The sequence below is a fragment of the Streptomyces sp. AHU1 genome, assembly GCF_045343905.1.
In the GTDB taxonomy this organism is placed as follows: domain Bacteria; phylum Actinomycetota; class Actinomycetes; order Streptomycetales; family Streptomycetaceae; genus Streptomyces; species Streptomyces triticiradicis.
Map to the genome: position 1 here is coordinate 7,092,315 of NZ_CP174283.1, position 18,650 is coordinate 7,110,964.

An 18,650-nucleotide genomic window follows, 5' to 3' on the forward strand; every position below is an offset into this window, starting at 1 on the left:
GTCCGGTCCCCGCTCATCCGGGTTTCCGGCTCCACGCGGCCGCGAACAGCGCGAACGCCAGGACGATGAGCGAGACGCTCGCGTAGACCTCGTGACCGTCGAGGAAACCCAGTCGCTGCACGAATCCCCACCCGTGCAGGCGGCCGGTCGCCTCGTGGACCAGCCCCAGGACGCCCTGAACGAGGGCGATGAAACCGAGCGTCTCCAGCGATTGCTTCATGGCACGACCCTCGCCCCGCGGACCCCCCGGGAACATCGGCCGCGGGGCGAGGCGCGTCCGACCTGAGTCGCGGGGCACCGGCCCCCCGGTCGACGAAAGTCTGAACCGCTGCGACTTCGGTCGCCGGCCGGGCTCGCGGGGAGGTGGCGGCGGGCTCCGCTGCGTAGATTTGTCGACCGTGAGTGGTGACAGTCCGGCGCCCGAGCCGCGTGACGTTCCATCGCCGGTCCTGTCCGCCCGGCGATGGCTGCTGCCGTCGGCCGTGGCCGCGGACCTCGACCCCGACGCCGAACGCGCGGGGTCCTCGGGGCGGCCCCGGCGCACCGTGCGCGACTGGATCGTCGACCTCGGCTGCTTCCTGCTGGCCGTCCTCATCGGTCTCGCGGCCGCGAGCACCGTGAACGACGAGCCGGACATCCCGCGCGGCCTCGCCGTCGCCGACCAGCTGATCGGAGCGCTCGCCTGCGCGGCGGTCTGGCTGCGCCGCCGGTGGCCGCTGGGACTGGCCGTCGCCATGATCCCGGTCGGGCTGGTCTCGAACACGGCGGGCGGTGCGGGACTCGTCGCCCTCTTCACCCTCGCCGTGCACCGGCCCTTCCGGTACGTGGCCTGGGTCGCCGGCGTCCAGCTCGCGCTGCTCCCGGCGTTCTTCTGGCTGCGGCCCGACCCCGAACTGCCGTACCCCGCCGCCCTCGCCGTCACCGCGCTGCTCACCTCCGCGGTGGTCGGCTGGGGCATGTTCGTGCGCTCCAAACGCCAGCTCATGCTGAGCCTGCGGGACCGCGCGCGACGGGCCGAGACCGAGGCGGCGCTGCGGGCCGAACAGGCGCAGCGGCTCGCCCGGGAGGCGATCGCGCGCGAGATGCACGACGTGCTCGCGCACCGGCTCACGCTGCTGAGCGTGCACGCGGGGGCACTGGAGTTCCGGCCCGACGCGCCCCGGGAGGAGGTCGCCCGGGCCGCGGGAGTGATCCGGGAGAGCGCGCACGAGGCCCTGCAGGATCTGCGCGAGATCATCGGGGTGCTGCGGGCCGGGGACTCCGACGAGGCGGGGCGGCCGCAGCCGACGCTCGCGGCGCTCGACGGGCTGGTCGCGGAGTCGCGCTCCGCCGGCGCGAAGGTCGTCCTCGACAACCGGGTCGTCGATCCGGCCGCCGTGCCCGCCTCCGTGGGGCGCACCGCCTACCGCATCGCCCAGGAGGGGCTGACCAACGCGCGCAAGCACGCGCCGGGGGCGGAGGTCACGGTGACGGTGCGGGGTGCTGTCGGCTCCGGGCTGACCGTGACCGTCGCCAATCCCGCGCCGCCGGGGCCGGTGCCGAAGGTTCCGGGGTCCGGGCAGGGGCTGATCGGGCTCACGGAGCGGGCGACGTTGGCGGGAGGGCGGTTGGAGCACGGGGTGGTGGGGGGTTGGGGGTTCCGGGTTCGGGCCTGGTTGCCCTGGGGGGCGTAGTCGCTTGCGGTGGTTCGCTGCGCCGGCGTTCTCGGTTCGGGTGCGGTTCGCTGCGCTGGCGTTCGCGGTGCGGTGCGGTGCGTCGTGGGGCGGGTGCGGTGCGTCGTGGGGCGGGGCCGTGCCGGTACATCCGCCCGCATCCGGACGGATCCCAGCGGGGTCGAAGAGGTGCGGGTCGGTTCCGATCCGTCCGGCCTGCGGGCATTCGATGTACCGGCACGGCCCCTCCCGTGCGTCGCCGGCTGCGGGTGCTTCGTGGTGGCCGACCGTTTCGGCCTCGGCCGGGAAGGTCCGGCCTCTCCGGTGTTCGGGGTCTGGGGCGGGGGAGGGTTGGGGAGCTGGTTGGGTGGGGGGATGACTGTGATTCGGCTGGTGCTCGTCGATGACGATCCGTTGGTGAGGGCGGGGCTGGTTCTCATGCTGGGGGGAGCCGAGGACGTCGAGATCGTCGGTGAGGCCGCCGACGGCGGTGAGGTGGAGGAGCTCGTCGACCGCACCCGGCCCGACGTCGTCCTGATGGACATCAGGATGCCGGGCGTCGACGGGCTGACCGCCACCGAGCGGTTGCGCGGGCGGGAGAAGGCACCCCAGGTCGTCGTCCTGACGACCTTCCACGCCGACGAGCAGGTGTTGCGGGCGCTGCGCGCGGGCGCGGCCGGGTTCGTGCTCAAGGACACGCCGCCCGCGGAGATCCTCGCGGCGGTGCGCCGTGTCGCCGCCGGTGACCCGGTGCTGTCGCCCACCGTCACCCGCCAGTTGATGGAACACGCCGCGGGCTCCGCCCTCGACACCCGCAGGTCCGGCGCCCGTTCCCGGATGGCCGTCCTGAACGAGCGTGAGCGCGAGGTCGCCGTCGAGGTCGGCCGGGGCAGTTCGAACGCGGAGATCGCCGCCGGGCTGTTCATGAGCGTCGCCACGGTCAAGACCCATGTCTCCCGCATCCTCGCCAAGCTCGGCCTCAACAACCGGGTGCAGATCGCGTTGCTGGCGTACGACGCCGGATTGCTGGAGGAAGGCGGGCACTGACCGGGCCTCTCGTCCGTTGGGGGATGTGACGGGAGGGAGAAGCCGTGATCGATCTGGGGGAGTACGGAGCGCGGTTCACCGAGGACCCGCACCCGGTCTACGCCGAGTTACGCGCGCTCGGCCCCGTGCACCGGGTGCGGCTGCCGGCACCGGACGCGGGGCATGAGACCTGGCTCGTCGTCGGGTACGAGGAGGCGCGGGCCGCGCTCGCCGACCCGCGGCTCGCCAAGAACCCGAACACGGGGGGCTTCGTCTTCTACGACGACGGGCTGATCGGCGAGCACATGCTTCTCGCCGACCCGCCGCGGCACACCCGCCTGCGGGCGCTGATCGCGGGCGAGTTCACCGGCCGGCGGGTCGCGGCGCTGCGTCCGCGGATCCAGGAGATCACCGACGAGCTGCTCGACGCGATGCTCCCGCTCGGGCACGCCGACCTCGTCGAGTCCTTCGCCCATCCGCTTCCGTTGACCGTCATCTGCGAGCTGCTCGGGGTGCCCGAGCCGGACCGGGCCGCCTTCCGGGAGCTGTCCACGGAGGTGGTCGCCCCCACCAGCGCCGAGAGCGAGCAGAAGGCCTTCGTCGAACTGGCCGCCTACCTGGGCGAGCTGATCGAGGACAAGCGGTGCGCGGGTCCCACGGGCGACCTGCTCAGCGGTCTCGTCCGCACCACCGCCGAGGACGGCGACCGGCTCTCCGCGCGGGAGCTGCGCGGCATGGCGTTCCTGCTCCTCGTCGCCGGACACGAGACGACGGTCAACCTCATCACCGGCACCGTCCGGGCCCTGCTCGGCCACCCCGATCAACTCGCCGCCCTGCGTGCCGACATGACGCTGCTCGACGGAACCATCGAGGAAACCCTGCGCTACGACGGGCCGGTGGAGAACGCCACCTTCCGCTGTGCCGCCGAGCCGCTCGACATAGGCGGCACGGCGATCGCGGCCGGGGAAGAGGTGATGATCTGCCTCAGCGCGGCCGACCGCGACGACGCGCGTTATCCGGCGCCCGAGCGCTTCGACCTGCGGCGCGAGGCCCGGGGTCACCTCGCGTTCGGGCACGGCATCCACTACTGTCTGGGCGCGCCGCTGGCCCGGCTCGAAGCCCGGGTGGCCCTCCGTTCCCTGCTGGAGCGGTGTCCGGACCTGGCGCTCGACGGGCCGCCGAGCGGCTGGCTGCCCGGCATGCTGATGCGGGGCGTGCGCCGTATGCCGGTGCGCTGGTGAGCGGCCCGGGACCGTGTGAGGAGTGTGGACCGTGCTGCGTACGGCGGAGATCACCGCGGAGCTGACCGGCCTGGAGGAGCGCCACCGGCTCTACTGGCGCTCCCGGCTGGAGTTCAGCCTCGACTGCTTCGTCTGCGAGCGGACCGGGCGGACGACGGTGTTCGAGCGCGGGGCCGAGCAGGCCCTGTGTTCGGGCAGCCGCAGCGGGTTCAAGAGCCATCGCACCGCCGCGAGGATCGCGGGATTCGACGCGACGAACGGCCGGGAGAGACTCGCGGTCCGGGCGCTGGTCGACTTCTGGTGGGCGCCCTTCACCGACACCCGGGACGGCCGGAGGGCCGCCGCGCCCACCAGCCACCCCTGGGTGCGGCTGCACCTCGCCTATCACTGCCCGGAGGCGAAGGAGTCGGGCACCGACAGCGTCCAGACCAATCTGGTACGGCCGTACCGGCTGACGTGCAAGCACTGTGACCAGGTGCTCGGCGTCGACAGCGAGACCCCCGCCGTCCGGCTTCTGGGGTGAGGGGCCGGGTCGGGCGCGGCGCGCTCCCCCTTCCGGTGACGGCCGTTCCGCCGGTGCCGGGCGCCTGTCAGAGCCTGCCGCCCGGGATCTCCGCCGGTGAGACCGGGCGGCGCTCGCGCCGGGACAGCTCGCAGGCCTCGGCGATCCGCAGCGCCTCCAGTGCCTCGCGGCCGTCGCAGGGGTTGGCGCGCTCGCCGCGGACCACCTCGACGAACGCGGCGAGCTCCGCCTCGTACGCGGGGCCGAAGCGTTCGAGGAAGCCCGTCCACGGCTTGTCCGCGGGCGGCGGTCCGGCCGGTTCGGTCGAGGCGATCGGCGTGCGGTCGTCCAGACCCACGGCGATCTGGTCCAGTTCGCCGGAGAGCTCCATGCGGACGTCGTAGCCCGCTCCGTTCATCCGGGTCGCCGTCGCCGTGGCGAGCATGCCGTCGTCGAAGGTGAGGACGGCCGCGCCGGTGTCGATGTCGTTCGCCTCGCGGAACATCGCGGGCCCGGCGTCGGAGCCGGTCGCGTACACCTGGACGACCTCGCGGCCGCTGACCCAGCGCAGCATGTCGAAGTCGTGGATCAGGCAGTCGCGGTAGAGCCCTCCGGAGAGCGGGAGGTAGCCGGGCGGGGGCGGCGACTGGTCCGACGTCATCGCGCGCACGGTGTGCAGGCGTCCGAGCCGGCCCGAGCGCACCGCCTCGCGGGCGGCCGTGTAGCCCACGTCGAAACGGCGCTGGAAACCCATCTGCAGAACCGTTCCAGCGGCATCGACCTCGGCGAGCGCGGCCAGCGTGCCCGCGAGGTCGAGGGCTATGGGCTTCTCGCAGAAGACCGGCAGTCCGGAGCGCGCCGCCCTGCCGATCAGTTCGGCGTGGGCCGAGGTGGCGGCGGTGATGACCACCGCGTCCACGCCCCAGGTGAATATCTCGTTCACGGTGGGCGCCGCCGTCGCGCCCAGCCGGTCCGCCAGCCGCTGAGCCCGTACGGGGTCGGCGTCCGTGACGATGAGGGAGCCGCCGACCTCGCGGTGGCGGCTGAGAGTGGCCGCGTGAAATGCACCGATACGGCCCGCTCCGATGAGTCCGATGCGCATGGGAACAAACTGGTGGGCGACCCGTCGCGCTGTCAATGCTTTGTCCGGACAACCGAACTTCACAACTTCCCGTCAACATCTCCCGGAGCTACGCTCGATCCGTGGCCAAACCAGATGTGGATCCGACCGTGTCGCTCCAGCTCGGCGTCGACCGCACCAGTCCGGTCCCGCTGTACTTCCAGCTGTCGCAGCAACTCGAGGCCGCCATCGAGCACGGATCCCTGACCCCGGGCAGCCTGCTCGGCAACGAGATCGAGCTCGCCGGGCGCCTCGGTCTGTCCCGCCCCACGGTCCGCCAGGCCATCCAGTCCCTCGTCGACAAGGGACTGCTCGTACGGCGCCGAGGCGTGGGCACCCAGGTCGTGCACAGCCAGGTCAGGCGCCCCCTGGAACTCAGCAGCCTCTACGACGACCTGGAATCGGCGGGCCAGCGCCCCGCGACCAAGGTGGTCCTCAACACCGTCGAACCGGCGTCCACCGAGGTCGCGGCCGCCCTCGGGGTGGCCGAGGGCGCCGAGGTCCACCGTGTCGAACGACTGCGTCTGGCGCACGGTGAGCCGATGGCGTACCTCTGCAACTTCCTGCCCCCCAAGCTGCTGGAGCTCGACAGCGACCGGATGGAGGCCACCGGCCTGTACCGGCTGATGCGCGGCGCCGGCATCACCCTCCACAGCGCCCGTCAGTCCGTCGGCGCCCGCGCGGCCAGCGCGGAGGAGGGCGAGCGGCTCGGAGAGCCGGCCGGGGCCCCCGTGCTCACCATGCAGCGCACCACCTTCGACGACACCGGCCGCGCCGTCGAGTTCGGCTCCCACATCTACCGGGCCTCGCGCTACTCCTTCGAGTTCCAGCTCCTCGTACGGTCCTGAGGGGTCGGCCTTCCTGCCGGGCCGGCCTTCCGTACGGGGCGCCGGACCGGGTGTTGTCTTCATCACCCATGATCCGCATCGCACCCATATGCGATGGATGATCGTTTCGCCCTGCCGAAGCGCGGGCCATGGCCCGGCAGGTCCAGGGGACCTGCCGGAACAGGTCACAGAAGGCTCTCGAGTCACCTGTGTCACCACGCTTCCACGGTGCGGCGCCGGTGCGGCGTAGGGCAGAATCGGCGCGATGAGCACCTACCGCGACCTCGCGCTGCCCCGAGCGCTCGGCTCCGCTCGCGCGGGGGGCACCCCCATCGGCTCCGCGCGGGCCACCGTCCTGCGGACCGTGGGCACACGCGAGCGCCGTTCCCATCTGACGGCACCCCGTGTCCCCACCGTCGGCATCGACATCGGCGGCACGAAGGTGATGGCGGGCGTGGTGGACGCCGACGGCAACATCCTGGAGAAGGTCCGCGCCGAGACGCCGGACAAGTCCAAGAGCCCCAAGGTCGTCGAGGACACCATCGTCGAACTGGTGCTGGACCTCTCCGACCGGCACGACGTGCACGCCGTCGGCATCGGGGCGGCCGGCTGGGTCGACGCCGAGCGCAACCGCATCCTGTTCGCCCCCCACCTGTCCTGGCGCAACGAGCCGCTGCGCGACCGTCTCGCCGGGCGGCTCGCGGTACCCGTCCTGGTCGACAACGACGCCAACGCCGCCGCCTGGGCCGAGTGGCGCTTCGGCGCCGGGCGCGGCGAGGACCACCTCGTGATGATCACGCTCGGCACCGGCATCGGGGGCGCGATCCTGGAGGACGGCCAGGTCAAGCGGGGCAAGTTCGGTGTCGCCGGAGAGTTCGGCCATATGCAGGTCGTGCCCGGCGGCCACCGCTGCCCGTGCGGCAACCGCGGCTGCTGGGAGCAGTACAGCTCCGGCAACGCGCTGGTCCGCGAGGCCCGTGAACTCGCCGCCGCCGACTCCCCGGTCGCCTTCGGGATCATCGAGCACGTCAAGGGCAACGTCGGTGACATCACCGGACCGATGATCACCGAGCTGGCCCGCGAGGGCGACGCCATGTGCGTCGAGCTCCTCCAGGACATCGGTCAGTGGCTCGGCGTCGGCATCGCCAACCTGGCCGCCGCCCTGGACCCCTCCTGCTTCGTCATCGGCGGCGGCGTCAGCGCCGCCGACGACCTGCTGATCGGTCCCGCCCGCGACGCCTTCCGCCGGCACCTCACGGGCCGCGGCTACCGCCCCGAGGCACGGATCGCGCGCGCCCAGCTCGGCCCCGAGGCCGGCATGGTCGGCGCCGCCGACCTCGCGCGTCTCGTCGCCCGCCGTTTCCGGCGCGCCAAGCGGCGCCGCGTGGAGCGCTACGAACGGTACGAGCGCTACGCCGAGACCCGCCGCACGACACGGCAGGAGTCGCGGTGACCGCCCCGCTCCCCCGTCAGGCGACGTCCCCGGACGAGCCGAAGCGGGCCCCCGAGGACCCGCGCCACAGGTTCCGCCGCCGCGCCCTGACCCTGCTGATCATCGTGCTGCTCATCGGCGTACCGGCCGGCTACCTGGTGATCTCCGCCGACCAGAGCCGCAACAGCGGCAAGGACAAGGAGGAGAAGTACTCGGCGACCGGCCTCACCGAGGGCTGGCCCTCGCGCGTCCAGCGCCGTCTCTACCAGGTGCCCGTCCCCGCCGATTCGACCGACCTCGCGTACTACGAGACGAACAACTGGAAGACCAGCCGGCTGTACGTCCAGTTCCGCACCACCCAGGGGGGCCTCGACTGGTTCCTCAGGACCGTCGGCACCGACAGGACAGCCCTGAAGAAGGACCGCATCACCGTCAGCGACCGCGACCAGAAGGTCGTCGGCTGGGAGTTCACGGGCCCCGGACCCTGGTGGGGGCTCGCCCACGAGCAGAAGGACCCCGCGCCCACCCAGGACATCGTCGTGAACGGTTCCGAGTCCGCTCACCCCATGGTGTACCTCGTCTCACGCACGATCCCGTAGCCCGGCCCCGGCCCCGGCCCGGTCAGGTCCGCGGCCGCCCGCAGCGGCCGTGGGAGCCGATTGTCAGACCCCGCCCGTAGAGTCGAAGACGACTGATTCGGCCGAAGGGCGGGAGGTGACCGGGCGTATGGGGGACAGGGTGGAAGCGATGACCGCGCGGGCGCTTTCCCCGGGCGCGCCGTCGGCGTGGGCACGCTCCGCGGTCACGCCCGGCCCCCGGACACGAGAGCTCGCGGGCTCGTCCCCGGGCGAGCCGCCCTCCGTCCGGCTCGCCGCCGTCTTCCTGCCCGCGCCGCTGCCCCGCGAGGGACGCGTCGCGTTCTGGGACCCGAGCGGCGAACCCCTGTCCGCCGAGGAGCACGGGGAGCACGGGGAGGACCCGCGGCCGGGGGAGCACCCCGACGGGGCGGCGCCGGCCGCACCCGGCGAGCGGGCGTCCGCGCGCGAGCACACCGGACTGACGGTCGTACGGCCGCACGGCTCGGGAGTCCGCCGGAGCACCGTGCCCGCCCGGATCCTCCCCCTCGGTGAGGCCCTGCCCCTGCTCGCGGGGGCGCGGCGGGACCCCGCGGCCCATCCCGCCACCGCCTGCTGGGGCGCCGCCGCACTGCACGCGCTGCGTCTCGTCGCCCGCGGACGGCTGCTGCCGGGACTCACCCCCGACGGCTTCGACGCCTGGCGCGCGGGTCCCCTGGACCCGGACGACATCGCCCACCTCAGGTCGGTCGCCGACGCCCTCCCGTACGAGGGACACGCCGTCCCCCTGCCCGGCAGGGGACCGGTCCGGCTGCCCGAGCCGGAAGCGCTGATGCGGTCCTTCCTGGACGCGGTCGCCGACACCCTGCCCCGCACCCCCGCCGCGCCCCACACCTGCGGCGGACCCTTCGCGGCCCGCGAGCCGCAGCGGCTGACCGGCGCCCACGACTGGGCCGCGGAGGTCGCGGCGGGCATGGACGCGGGCGTGAGGATCTCGCTGCGCCTGGACCTGTCCGCCCACCAGCTCTTCGACGACGTCGAGGGAGCGCGGCGCGCGGGCGCCGCCGTCGTCCAGGTGCACAGCCTCGCCGACCCCACCCTCGTCGCCGACGCGGCCGCCCTGTGGGCGGGGGACGCCGACGCGGTGTTCGGACCCCGCGCCCGTGTCGACGCCGCCCTCGCCGTCCGGCGCGCCGCCCGGGTCTGGCCGCCCCTGGACCGCCTGTCCGAGCAGGACGTGCCCGATGTGCTCGCCCTCTCCGAGGAGGAGCTGTCGGAGCTGCTGGGGGTAGCGGCGACCCGGCTCGGCGCGGCCGGTGTCGCCGTGCACTGGCCCCGGGACCTGGCGCAGGACCTGAGCGCCACCGCGGTGGTGCGTCCCGCGCCCGGATCGGCGACCGACGGGACCGGATTCTTCGAGAGCGAGGAACTCCTCCAGTTCCGCTGGCAGTTGGCCCTCGGCGGAGATCCGCTCAGCGAGGCCGAGATGGACGCCCTGGCCGAGGCGCACCGGCCGGTCGTCCGGCTGCGCGACCAGTGGGTCCTGGTCGATCCCGCACTCGTCCGCAAGGCCCGCAAGCGCGAACTGGGCCTGCTCGACCCGGTGGACGCCCTTTCCGTCGCGCTCACCGGAACCGCCGAGGTCGACGGCGAGACCGTCGAGGCGGTGCCGGTCGGAGCCCTCGCCACCCTGCGCGACCGCCTCACCGCGGGCGTGCCCCCCGTCGAGCCCCCGCCCGGCCTGGACGCCCGCCTGCGGGACTACCAGCTCCGCGGGCTGGCCTGGCTGGACCTCATGACCTCCCTCGGCCTCGGCGGCTGCCTCGCCGACGACATGGGTCTCGGCAAGACGGTCACGCTCATCGCCCTCCACCTGCGGCGGGCCCGCAGCGAACCGACGCTGGTGATCTGCCCCGCCTCGCTCCTCGGCAACTGGCAGCGGGAGATCACCCGTTTCGCGCCCGGCGTCCCCGTGCGCCGGTTCCACGGCCCCGACCGCACCCTCGACGGTCTCGACGGGGGCTTCGTCCTCACCACCTACGGCACCATGCGGTCGGCCGCCGCCCACCTCGCCGACCAGCGCTGGGGCATGGTCGTCGCGGACGAGGCGCAGCACGTCAAGAACCCCTACTCGGCGACGGCGAAGGCACTGCGGACGATCCCGGCCCCCGCGCGTGTCGCGCTCACCGGCACACCCGTGGAGAACAACCTCTCCGAGCTGTGGGCCCTGCTGGACTGGACGACCCCGGGGCTGCTCGGCCCCCTCAAGTCCTTCCGCGCCCGGCACGCGCGCGCCGTGGAGAACGGGGAGGACGAGGAGGCCGTGGACCGGCTGGCCCGGCTGGTCCGCCCGTTCCTGCTCCGCCGCAAGAAGTCCGACCCCGGCATCGTCCCCGAGCTCCCGCCGAAGACGGAGACGGACCACCCCGTGCCGCTCACCCGCGAACAGGCCTCCCTGTACGAGGCGGTGGTCCGCGAGTCCATGCTGGTGATCGAGACCACCGACGGCATCGCCCGCCGGGGACTCGTCCTCAAACTGCTGACCTCCCTCAAACAGATCTGCGACCACCCGGCCCTGTTCCTGAAGGAGGACGCGCGGGCCGCCGCACAGGGGGCCTCCGCCCGCTCGGGCAAACTGGCCCTGCTCGACGAGCTGTTGGACACCCTGCTCGCCGAGGACGGCTCGGCACTCGTCTTCACGCAGTACGTGGGGATGGCCCGCCTCATCACGGCGCATCTGACCGCCCGCGCGGTTCCGGTCGAACTCCTGCACGGCGGTACGCCGGTCGCCGACCGCGAACACATGGTGGACCGCTTCCAGAGCGGGGCGACCCCGGTCCTGGTGCTGTCCCTCAAGGCGGCCGGCACCGGTCTGAACCTCACCCGGGCGGGCCATGTCGTCCACTTCGACCGCTGGTGGAACCCCGCGGTCGAGGAGCAGGCCACCGACCGCGCCTACCGCATCGGCCAGACCCAGCCCGTCCAGGTGCACCGGCTCATCACCGAGGGCACGGTCGAGGACCGGATCGCCGAGATGCTCGAAGCGAAGCGGGCCCTCGCCGACGCGATCCTCGGCTCCGGCGAGGCGTCCCTGACGGAGCTGACCGACCGCGAGCTGTCGGACCTCGTCTCGCTGCGGAGGCCGGCATGAGCGGAACCGGGGACCACCCCGCCGACGAGGCCCGCCGGGCGTTGCGCGCCGCACGGAAGGCCGCTGCGGCCGACGGCCACGCGGCCGCGACCGCGGGTGCCGGAGCCGACGCGGGTGACGGACGGGAGACGGTGGCCGGTCCGCCGTCCGTGCCGTCGGCCCCGTCCTCTCCGTCCGGAGCGACCGGGGCGCCTCCGGGGGCGTCCGCTCCGGCGAGGCCGGGCGACGCGGCCCGCGAGGCCCTGCGACGGTCGGCGGCGGTCAGATCCGCCGCTGCCGACGCGGCCGCGAGGGCCGGCGACGAGGAGGGTGCCGACGCCGGTGCGCGTCCGGTCGCGGCCGTGCACCCGGACGCGGGACCGGACACCGGCATCAGTGCCGGTGCACACGCTCGTGCGCACGAGCACGGCCCGGGCGACGCGCCCGGCACGCGCGGTGCGGCGCTTCCGGCGTCCTGGGACACGATCGGGGCCGACCCGGGGCAGCGCCCCGCCGGAGCCTCGGCGGAAGGGCCCGGAGCGGCACGGCGAGCGACGGCCGGCCGTCCCGGCGCGGAGGCCGGGGGAGGGGCGCGCCCCGGCGACGTCGCCCGTGAGGCGCTGCGTGCCGCGCGGTCCGAGGCGCGGAGGCTCCGGTCCGGGGAGACGGACGGCGGCGGCGAGCGGTCGAAGGAGGGCGAGGACAGGGGAGCCGGCCCGGGGCGTCGGCCCACCAGGACGTCCCCGCCCGGTGCCCGGGGGCGCCGGAGTCACGCGCACCCCGTCACCATGGACCGGGCGTCCCAGCAGCGCCGGCTCCAGGACATGCTCGCGGACGCCTTCCGGCTGCCCCCCGAGGTGGCCGCCGAGACCGGGCAGCCGTCGCGTTCGGCCGGCGACGCCGGAGAGGGGATCCTCGACCGTACCCACGACCGCCTCACGCGCCCCCAGCACCCCGAACACGCCCAGCACCCCGAACACGCCCAGCACCCCGAACACGCCCAGCACCCCGAACACGCCCAGCACCCCGAACACGCCCGGCACACCGAACACGCCCGGCGTGTCGAACACTCCGCGCACCCCGAACCCGTCGAACACCCCGAAGGCTCCCCGTACCCCGTGCCCGAGCGGGAGGCGACGGCGGACATCGAGCCCTTCACGGTCGGCTCCCTCGTCCCGGAGCTCTTCACCTCCGAACCCTTCACCGAGACCCGGGAGCCCTCCGGTCGCTCGGAGCCCTCCGATCTCCCCGAGTCCTTCGAGTCCTTCGATCGCCTTGCCTCCGGTTCCCCCGACCGGACCGGCGCCGCGGGCACCGGTGGGCCGGCCGCTCCCGTCCCGGCCGAGCGGCTCCCCCGCTCCATGGCGGCGCCGGGCCGTGACGGTGAGCTGCGCCGTACGTTCCCCGCCTTCCCCGCGCGGGTCCGGGAGGACGACGACGGGTTCGCGGAGACGTGGTGGGGCGACGCGTGGGTCGGGGCGCTGGAGGAAGGGGCGCTGGACGCGGCACGGCTGGCGCGCGGACGGACGTACGCCGGGCACGGGAACGTCGACGCCGTCACCGTCACACCCGGCCTGGTGCTCGCCTATGTGCACGGGAGCCGGCCGCGGCCGTACCGCGTCCAGGTCAGGGTGCGGACGCTGACCGACGACGACTGGGACCGTTTCCTCGACGCCGCCGCCGAGCGGCCCGGCCACATCGCGGCGCTGCTCGACAAGGAGATGCCCAGGTCGCTCGCGGACTGCGGTGTCGAACTGCTTCCGGGCCCCGGCGAACTCGAACCGCACTGCAGCTGCCCCGACTTCGGGCACCCCTGCAAGCACGCGGCCGCGCTCTGCTACCAGACGGCCCGGCTGCTGGACCAGGACCCGTTCGTCCTGCTCCTCCTGCGGGGCCGTGGCGAGCGCGAGCTGCTCGACGCGCTCTCCCGGCGCAGCGCCACCCGAGCGGCCCGCGCCGCCCAGGAACGGGAACCGGAACAGCCGGCCGGCGTACGCGCCCGTGACGTCCTCGCACGACGTGTGCTGCCGCCCCTTCCCGCTCCGCTGCCGCCGCCCGCGCACCCCGAGCAGCCGCCGGCCTACCCGGGCGCACCGGGCGGCCCGGATCCGTTCGCGCTGGACCAGCTGGCCACGGACGCCGCCGCCCGCGCGCACGCGCTGCTCACCTCGGGCCGCGATCCCGTCGCGGAACTGACGCTCTGGCAGGACGCGGTGCGCATCGCCGCGGCCCGTCCGGGGTCGGGTCTGACGGCCTCCACCCGCGCCCTCTACTCCTCGCTCGCCTCCGCGACCGGCCGTACCCCGGTCGATCTGGCACGGGCGGTCGCCGCCTGGCGGCAGGGCGGTTTCGAGGCGCTCAGCGTGCTCGAGGAGGCCTGGGACCCCCCGGCGGGCCGGTTCGACCGGGCCCGGCCGCTGCTGATGGCCGCCGATCTCCCGGCCTTCCGTCCCTGGCGCAACCACCTCACCCACCCGCGCGGCCACACCCAGATCCGCCTCGGCCGCGACGGCCTGTGGTACGCCTACGAGTCCGAGCCGGGCCGTGACGACTGGTGGCCCCGCGGCACCCCGGACCTCGATCCGGTCGGCGCGCTGACGGAACTCGGCGTGCCGGACGAGCTCTGACACGGACGGGAGCCCCGGACCGGCCGGGCGGAACCGGTCCGTCCGCGCCGAGCCGCCCCTTCGCGGGCCGGTTCGTTCCCTCGTGGGCCGAGCTGTTACCTCCACGGTCCGAGCTGTTACCTGCGCGGTCCGAGCCGTTCTCTTCCGGGCCGAGCCGGTCCCTTGCGGTCCGGAGTGGTCCGATCCGGCCCATTTCCGGTCCGGTGGACCCGGTGTGAGCGGTGCGGACACAGGGGGCGGTCCTGTGGGGGCGGTGTGGACGAGCGGCCTCCATTTCCGTCCGAACGGGCGTGGAAGCTAGCGTGGTCCGGTGAGTGAGACGAAGACCCCTGCCCTCCAGTACCGCGTCGACGGCCCGGAAGACGCTCCGGTGCTCATACTCGGACCCTCGCTCGGCACCACCTGGCACATGTGGGACAGGCAGGTCCCGGAGCTCGCGAAGAGCTGGCGGATCTTCCGTTTCGACCTCCCGGGACACGGCGGAGCCCCCGCCCATCCGGCCGGATCGGTGGCCGAACTCGCGGGACGACTGCTGGTCACCCTCGACCAGCTGGGCATCCAGCGTTTCGGGTACGCGGGCTGCGCGTTCGGCGGAGCCCTCGGGCTCGAACTGGCGCTGCGTCGTCCGGAGCGCGTCGCCTCCCTCGCGCTGATCGCGGCCTCGCCCCGCTTCGGCACCGCCGACGAGTTCCGGCAGCGGGGAGTGGTCGTGAGGTCGAACGGCCTCGACCCGATCGCCCGTACCTCGCCCGAACGCTGGTTCACGAGCGGTTTCGCGGCGGCCCAGCCCGCGATCACCGAGTGGGCCGTGCAGATGGTGCGCACCACCGACCCCGGCTGCTACATCGCGGCCTGCGAGGCCCTCGCCACCTTCGACGTGCGGGGCGAACTGGGCCTGGTCGGCGTGCCGACCCTCGTCCTGGCCGGCTCCGACGACCAGGTCACCGGGCCCGCGGAGGCGCGCACGCTGGTCGCCGGGATACCGGACGCCCGCCTCGCGGTCGTCCCCGGCGCCTCGCACCTGGTCCCCGTGGAGCAGCCCGCCGCCGTCACGGATCTGCTCGTACGGCACTTCTCCAGCGCCTGGCTGCCCGCCTTCGACTCGTCCACCGGTCAGATGGCGGTCCAGGCCGCGCAGGCGTACCCCGCGCAGACCGCTCCGCCGCCCGTGGCGCCCTTCGCCGAGATCGCCCCGGCCCCCGTGGCCCCCGAGACCACGGGGCGGCAGGATCCCTACGACATCGGGATCAAGGTGCGGCGCGAGGTGCTGGGGGACGCGCACGTGGACGGGGCGCTGGCCGCGGCGGACGATTTCTCCGGGGACTTCCAGGAGTTCGTCACCCGGTACGCGTGGGGCGAGATCTGGGACCGCCCCGGACTCGACCGGCGTTCGCGCAGCTGTGTGACGCTGACCGCCCTGGTCGCGGGCGGCCACCTCGACGAGCTCGAGACCCACACCCGTGCCGCCCTGCGCAACGGCCTCACCCCGGTGGAGATCAAGGAGGTGCTGCTCCAGACGGCCGTCTACTGCGGTGTGCCGGCGGCGAACAGGGCCTTCCGGGTGGCGCAGAAGATCATCCGTGAGGAGACGACCCCCCAGGAGTGACGCGGGCGGAGTCGTCCGCGGGAACGGCCTTCCGGGAGGGCGCGGGGCAGGATGGACTCATGAAGCTCACGAAGAAGTCGCACGCCTGCGTCCGTCTCGAGAAGGACGGGCGGACGCTCGTCATCGATCCCGGGGGTTTCAGCGAGGAGGACGCCGCCCTGGGCGCGGACGTCCTCCTCGTCACGCACGAGCACCCCGACCACTTCGACGAGGGGCGGCTGCGGGCGGCCATGGAGGCCGACCCGGCGGCCGAGATCTGGACCCTGCGGTCGGTGGCGGAGAAGGTCTCCGCCGCCTTCCCCGGCCGCGTGCACACCGTCGGCCACGGCGACACCTTCACCGCCGCCGGTTTCGACGTCCAGGTGCACGGCGAACTGCACGCGGTGATCCATCCGGACATCCCGCGCATCACCAACGTCGGCTATCTCGTCGACGGCGGCCGCGTCTTCCACCCCGGGGACGCCCTCACCGTGCCCGACCGGCCGGTCGAGACGCTGATGCTCCCGGTGATGGCCCCGTGGAACAAGATCTCCGAGGTCATCGAGTACGTCCGCGAGGTCAAGCCACAGCGTGCGTACGACATCCACGACGCCCTGCTCACGGATCTCGCCCGGCCGATCTACGACCGTCAGATCGGCGCCCTCGGCGGCTCCGAGCACCTGCGGCTCGCGCCGGGAGCGTCGGTACAGGTCTGAACCGGGCCGTGCCGGACCGTGGGCCCCGTGCCGTCCCGGTGACGACGGGACGGCACGGGGTGTCCTCGGCGGACCCGTTGTCGTACCCGCCCGGTAGGTTGTGGGCATGCGCATCGCGACCTGGAACGTGAACTCGATCACCGCCCGTCTCCCGAGGCTGCTGGCCTGGCTGGAGAGCAGTGGCACGGACGTGCTGTGCCTCCAGGAGGCCAAGGTCGCCGCCGAGCAGTTCCCGGTCGAACCGCTGCGCGAGCTGGGTTACGAGGCGGCCGTCAACGCCACGGGACGGTGGAACGGCGTGGCGCTGATCTCCCGGGTCGGCCTGGAGGACGTGGTCAAGGGCCTGCCAGGTGGCCCCGGGTACGAGGGCGTGGAGGAACCCCGGGCCGTCTCCGCGACCTGCGGTCCGGTCCGCGTCTGGTCGGTGTACGTGCCGAACGGCCGCGAGGTGGACCACGCCCACTACGCCTACAAGCTCCAGTGGTTCGAGGCGCTGAGAGCGGCGGTGGCGGACGACGCGGCGGGCGGCCGGCCGTTCGCGGTGCTGGGTGACTACAACGTGGCGCCCACGGACGACGACGTCTACGACGTGGCCGCCTTCGAGGGACTGACCCATGTCACCCCGGCCGAGCGCGCCGCGCTGGCGGCCCTGCGCGAGACGGGCCTGACGGACGTGGTCCCGCGTCCCCTCAAGTACGACCACCCGTACACCTACTGGGACTACCGCCAGCTCTGCTTCCCGAAGAACCGCGGCATCCGCATCGACCTCGTCTACGGCAACGAAGCCTTCTCGGCGGCGGTCAAGGACGCGTACGTCGACCGCGAGGAGCGCAAGGGCAAGGGCGCCTCGGACCACGCACCGGTCGTGGTGGACCTGGACGTCCAGTAACGGTCCGCCCGGCCGTCCCGCCGCCGGTTCCGTGCCGAGGGGCGTCACGATCCGCCTTGTTCCGTGTTCAAATGCCGCGAGCTACATTTTGTTCACATACCAGGAACGCGGAGCTTCGACGATCGCACCCCACGGAGAGGCCGGTCATGAACATTCCTTTCTTGGACAAGCTGCTCAAACGGGATCCGGCGCTGCGGGACCGGCCTCTCGCCGCGGCTTTCGAGGACGACCCGGCGGGTGTGGCCGAGCTGCTCTCGGAGTGCGAACTGCTCCGCTCCCAGGCCTCGGCGGTGGGCCTCGAACTGGACGACACCCCGGCCTCGTTGGTGGCGCTCGACCAGCTGCTGCCGCTGTGGCGCGACGACCCCGAGGCGCTGCCCTGGCTGGGCAACGACGCCGGTCTCTATCTCGGCACCGTCGTGGTGCGCACGGTGCCGGGTGCCGCCTGGCACGTCTGGCCCGGCGGCAGCCCGGCCGTCCGGCTCCCCTCGGGCCGTGAGATCCCGGTCGTCGAGGCCGGTCTCGACTGGGCCGTGCAGGGTGTCCCCGAGCTGTCCCAGATGTACGCCGAGGCCGCAGAGGCCTGATGTGCCGGGAGGGACCCCCCCGAAGCACCCGCGGTGTCGTGATCCGTTCTTCGGACAGGCTCAAATACGGCTAATTGCCCGACGTGCGTGTCGATCGATATGTGCCGATTTGCGTCGATAGTTTGCATCGACCGACACAGTTCACGATTGGGCAGGACCGGAATGGCCGTCGATCCGTTGATCGAGCTGTACGACATCAACACGTACCTCGGGGAGTCGCATGTTCCGCAGGACCTCGACCTCGACCTCGCCGCCGGCAAGGGAGGGACGGCCGTGATCACCGGCCCGCCGGACCGGCCCTCGCCTTCCGGATGAGGCGAGGGGATCCGTGCCCGTGTCCCGCACGCGGAGGACGCGCCGGGCCCCGCCGTCCAGGAGTTGCCGCCGCCGCACCCCACCGGCGGCGGTCCCATCGGTTCCGGGGACGCGGCGGGTGCTCGCGCACCTCGCCGGTGAGGGCTTCCCCGGTGCCGGGAAAACGGCCGCGCCGATCCTCGACTACGATTTGTCGTTCATCCCCGTGGTGACGGTGATCTCGCCTCTCCGCATCGGGATGTGTGTGCTGCTCTCCCCGTTCGCCCCGTGGGCGTACGGGTGGGGGCGGCGCAGTCCCGAGACCGAGGCCGTGGACGTGGCTCCGGCCGAACCAGGGACGCTGCTGCCGGGTGGGACGAACCACCCGGCCCCGACACCGTGGGGGGAGCAGTAGCTCACAGGGCCAGGCCCGGCCGGCGCCAGCCG

General features: G+C 73.5%; 16 protein-coding genes and 1 pseudogene. 15 read left to right on the forward strand and 2 right to left on the reverse strand.

What is annotated here, in order from left to right; translation table 11 throughout:
* Positions 1–13 precede the first annotated feature (13 nt).
* The gene (locus ACICHK_RS31425) at positions 14–220 is read right to left on the reverse strand and encodes a hypothetical protein (RefSeq protein WP_406839521.1); all 207 of its coding nucleotides are present in this window, start codon (positions 218–220) and stop codon (positions 14–16) included.
* A gap of 169 nt (positions 221–389) precedes the next feature.
* Between ACICHK_RS31425 and ACICHK_RS31430 the strand changes: the two genes are divergently transcribed.
* The 4 genes from ACICHK_RS31430 (at position 390) to ACICHK_RS31445 (ending at position 4,442) form a co-directional block, all read left to right on the forward strand.
* Entirely contained in the window at positions 390–1,673 is a 1,284-nt protein-coding gene (locus tag ACICHK_RS31430) for a histidine kinase (protein WP_406839522.1), read from the forward strand.
* Positions 1,674–2,027: 354 nt separating this feature from the next.
* Complete coding sequence (locus ACICHK_RS31435; protein WP_192582758.1) at positions 2,028–2,699, forward strand: response regulator transcription factor; 672 nt, start codon at positions 2,028–2,030, stop codon at positions 2,697–2,699.
* A 44-nt stretch (positions 2,700–2,743) separates the two neighbouring features.
* The gene (locus ACICHK_RS31440; RefSeq protein WP_406839523.1) at positions 2,744–3,919 is read left to right on the forward strand and encodes a cytochrome P450; all 1,176 of its coding nucleotides are present in this window, start codon (positions 2,744–2,746) and stop codon (positions 3,917–3,919) included.
* Positions 3,920–3,950: 31 nt separating this feature from the next.
* Positions 3,951–4,442: a hypothetical protein gene (locus ACICHK_RS31445; protein WP_406839524.1), complete on the forward strand. Its 492-nt coding sequence runs from the start codon at positions 3,951–3,953 to the stop codon at positions 4,440–4,442.
* Between the two features lie 67 nt (positions 4,443–4,509).
* Here ACICHK_RS31445 and ACICHK_RS31450 read toward each other — a convergent pair whose 3' ends face one another.
* Complete coding sequence (locus ACICHK_RS31450; protein ID WP_151473797.1) at positions 4,510–5,523, reverse strand: Gfo/Idh/MocA family oxidoreductase; 1,014 nt, start codon at positions 5,521–5,523, stop codon at positions 4,510–4,512.
* A gap of 128 nt (positions 5,524–5,651) precedes the next feature.
* Here ACICHK_RS31450 and ACICHK_RS31455 point away from each other — a divergent pair, with 128 nt between their 5' ends.
* The 11 genes and pseudogenes from ACICHK_RS31455 to ACICHK_RS31505 all read left to right on the forward strand — a co-directional run.
* Complete coding sequence (locus ACICHK_RS31455; protein WP_151473828.1) at positions 5,652–6,389, forward strand: GntR family transcriptional regulator; 738 nt, start codon at positions 5,652–5,654, stop codon at positions 6,387–6,389.
* A gap of 244 nt (positions 6,390–6,633) precedes the next feature.
* On the forward strand, positions 6,634–7,821 hold the full coding sequence (locus tag ACICHK_RS31460; RefSeq protein ID WP_225860930.1) for an ROK family glucokinase: 1,188 nt from the start codon (positions 6,634–6,636) through the stop codon (positions 7,819–7,821).
* Complete coding sequence (locus ACICHK_RS31465) at positions 7,818–8,399, forward strand: sugar kinase (protein WP_151473796.1); 582 nt, start codon at positions 7,818–7,820, stop codon at positions 8,397–8,399. Before ACICHK_RS31460 ends, ACICHK_RS31465 begins: the two co-directional genes overlap by 4 nt.
* 127 nt (positions 8,400–8,526) lie before the next feature.
* Positions 8,527–11,526 (forward strand): SNF2-related protein, encoded by a 3,000-nt coding sequence (locus ACICHK_RS31470; protein WP_406839525.1) that lies wholly within the window; start codon positions 8,527–8,529, stop codon positions 11,524–11,526.
* Positions 11,523–14,132 carry an SWIM zinc finger family protein gene (locus ACICHK_RS31475; protein ID WP_406839526.1) on the forward strand — a complete coding sequence of 870 codons (2,610 nt, stop codon included), beginning with the start codon at positions 11,523–11,525 and terminating at the stop codon, positions 14,130–14,132. Before ACICHK_RS31470 ends, ACICHK_RS31475 begins: the two co-directional genes overlap by 4 nt.
* A gap of 310 nt (positions 14,133–14,442) precedes the next feature.
* Positions 14,443–15,738 carry a 4-carboxymuconolactone decarboxylase gene (gene pcaC, locus ACICHK_RS31480; RefSeq protein WP_151473795.1) on the forward strand — a complete coding sequence of 432 codons (1,296 nt, stop codon included), beginning with the start codon at positions 14,443–14,445 and terminating at the stop codon, positions 15,736–15,738.
* 59 nt (positions 15,739–15,797) lie between these two features.
* Positions 15,798–16,433: an MBL fold metallo-hydrolase gene (locus tag ACICHK_RS31485; protein ID WP_151473794.1), complete on the forward strand. Its 636-nt coding sequence runs from the start codon at positions 15,798–15,800 to the stop codon at positions 16,431–16,433.
* A gap of 106 nt (positions 16,434–16,539) precedes the next feature.
* The gene (locus ACICHK_RS31490) at positions 16,540–17,322 is read left to right on the forward strand and encodes an exodeoxyribonuclease III (protein WP_406839527.1); all 783 of its coding nucleotides are present in this window, start codon (positions 16,540–16,542) and stop codon (positions 17,320–17,322) included.
* Positions 17,323–17,468: 146 nt separating this feature from the next.
* On the forward strand, positions 17,469–17,909 hold the full coding sequence (locus ACICHK_RS31495; RefSeq protein WP_151473792.1) for a DUF6278 family protein: 441 nt from the start codon (positions 17,469–17,471) through the stop codon (positions 17,907–17,909).
* 147 nt (positions 17,910–18,056) lie between these two features.
* On the forward strand, positions 18,057–18,224 hold the full coding sequence (locus tag ACICHK_RS31500) for a hypothetical protein (protein ID WP_406839528.1): 168 nt from the start codon (positions 18,057–18,059) through the stop codon (positions 18,222–18,224).
* Between the two features lie 139 nt (positions 18,225–18,363).
* Positions 18,364–18,618, forward strand: a pseudogene (locus tag ACICHK_RS31505) (amino acid ABC transporter permease); the annotation flags it as partial.
* Between the last annotated feature and the right edge of the window lie 32 nt (positions 18,619–18,650).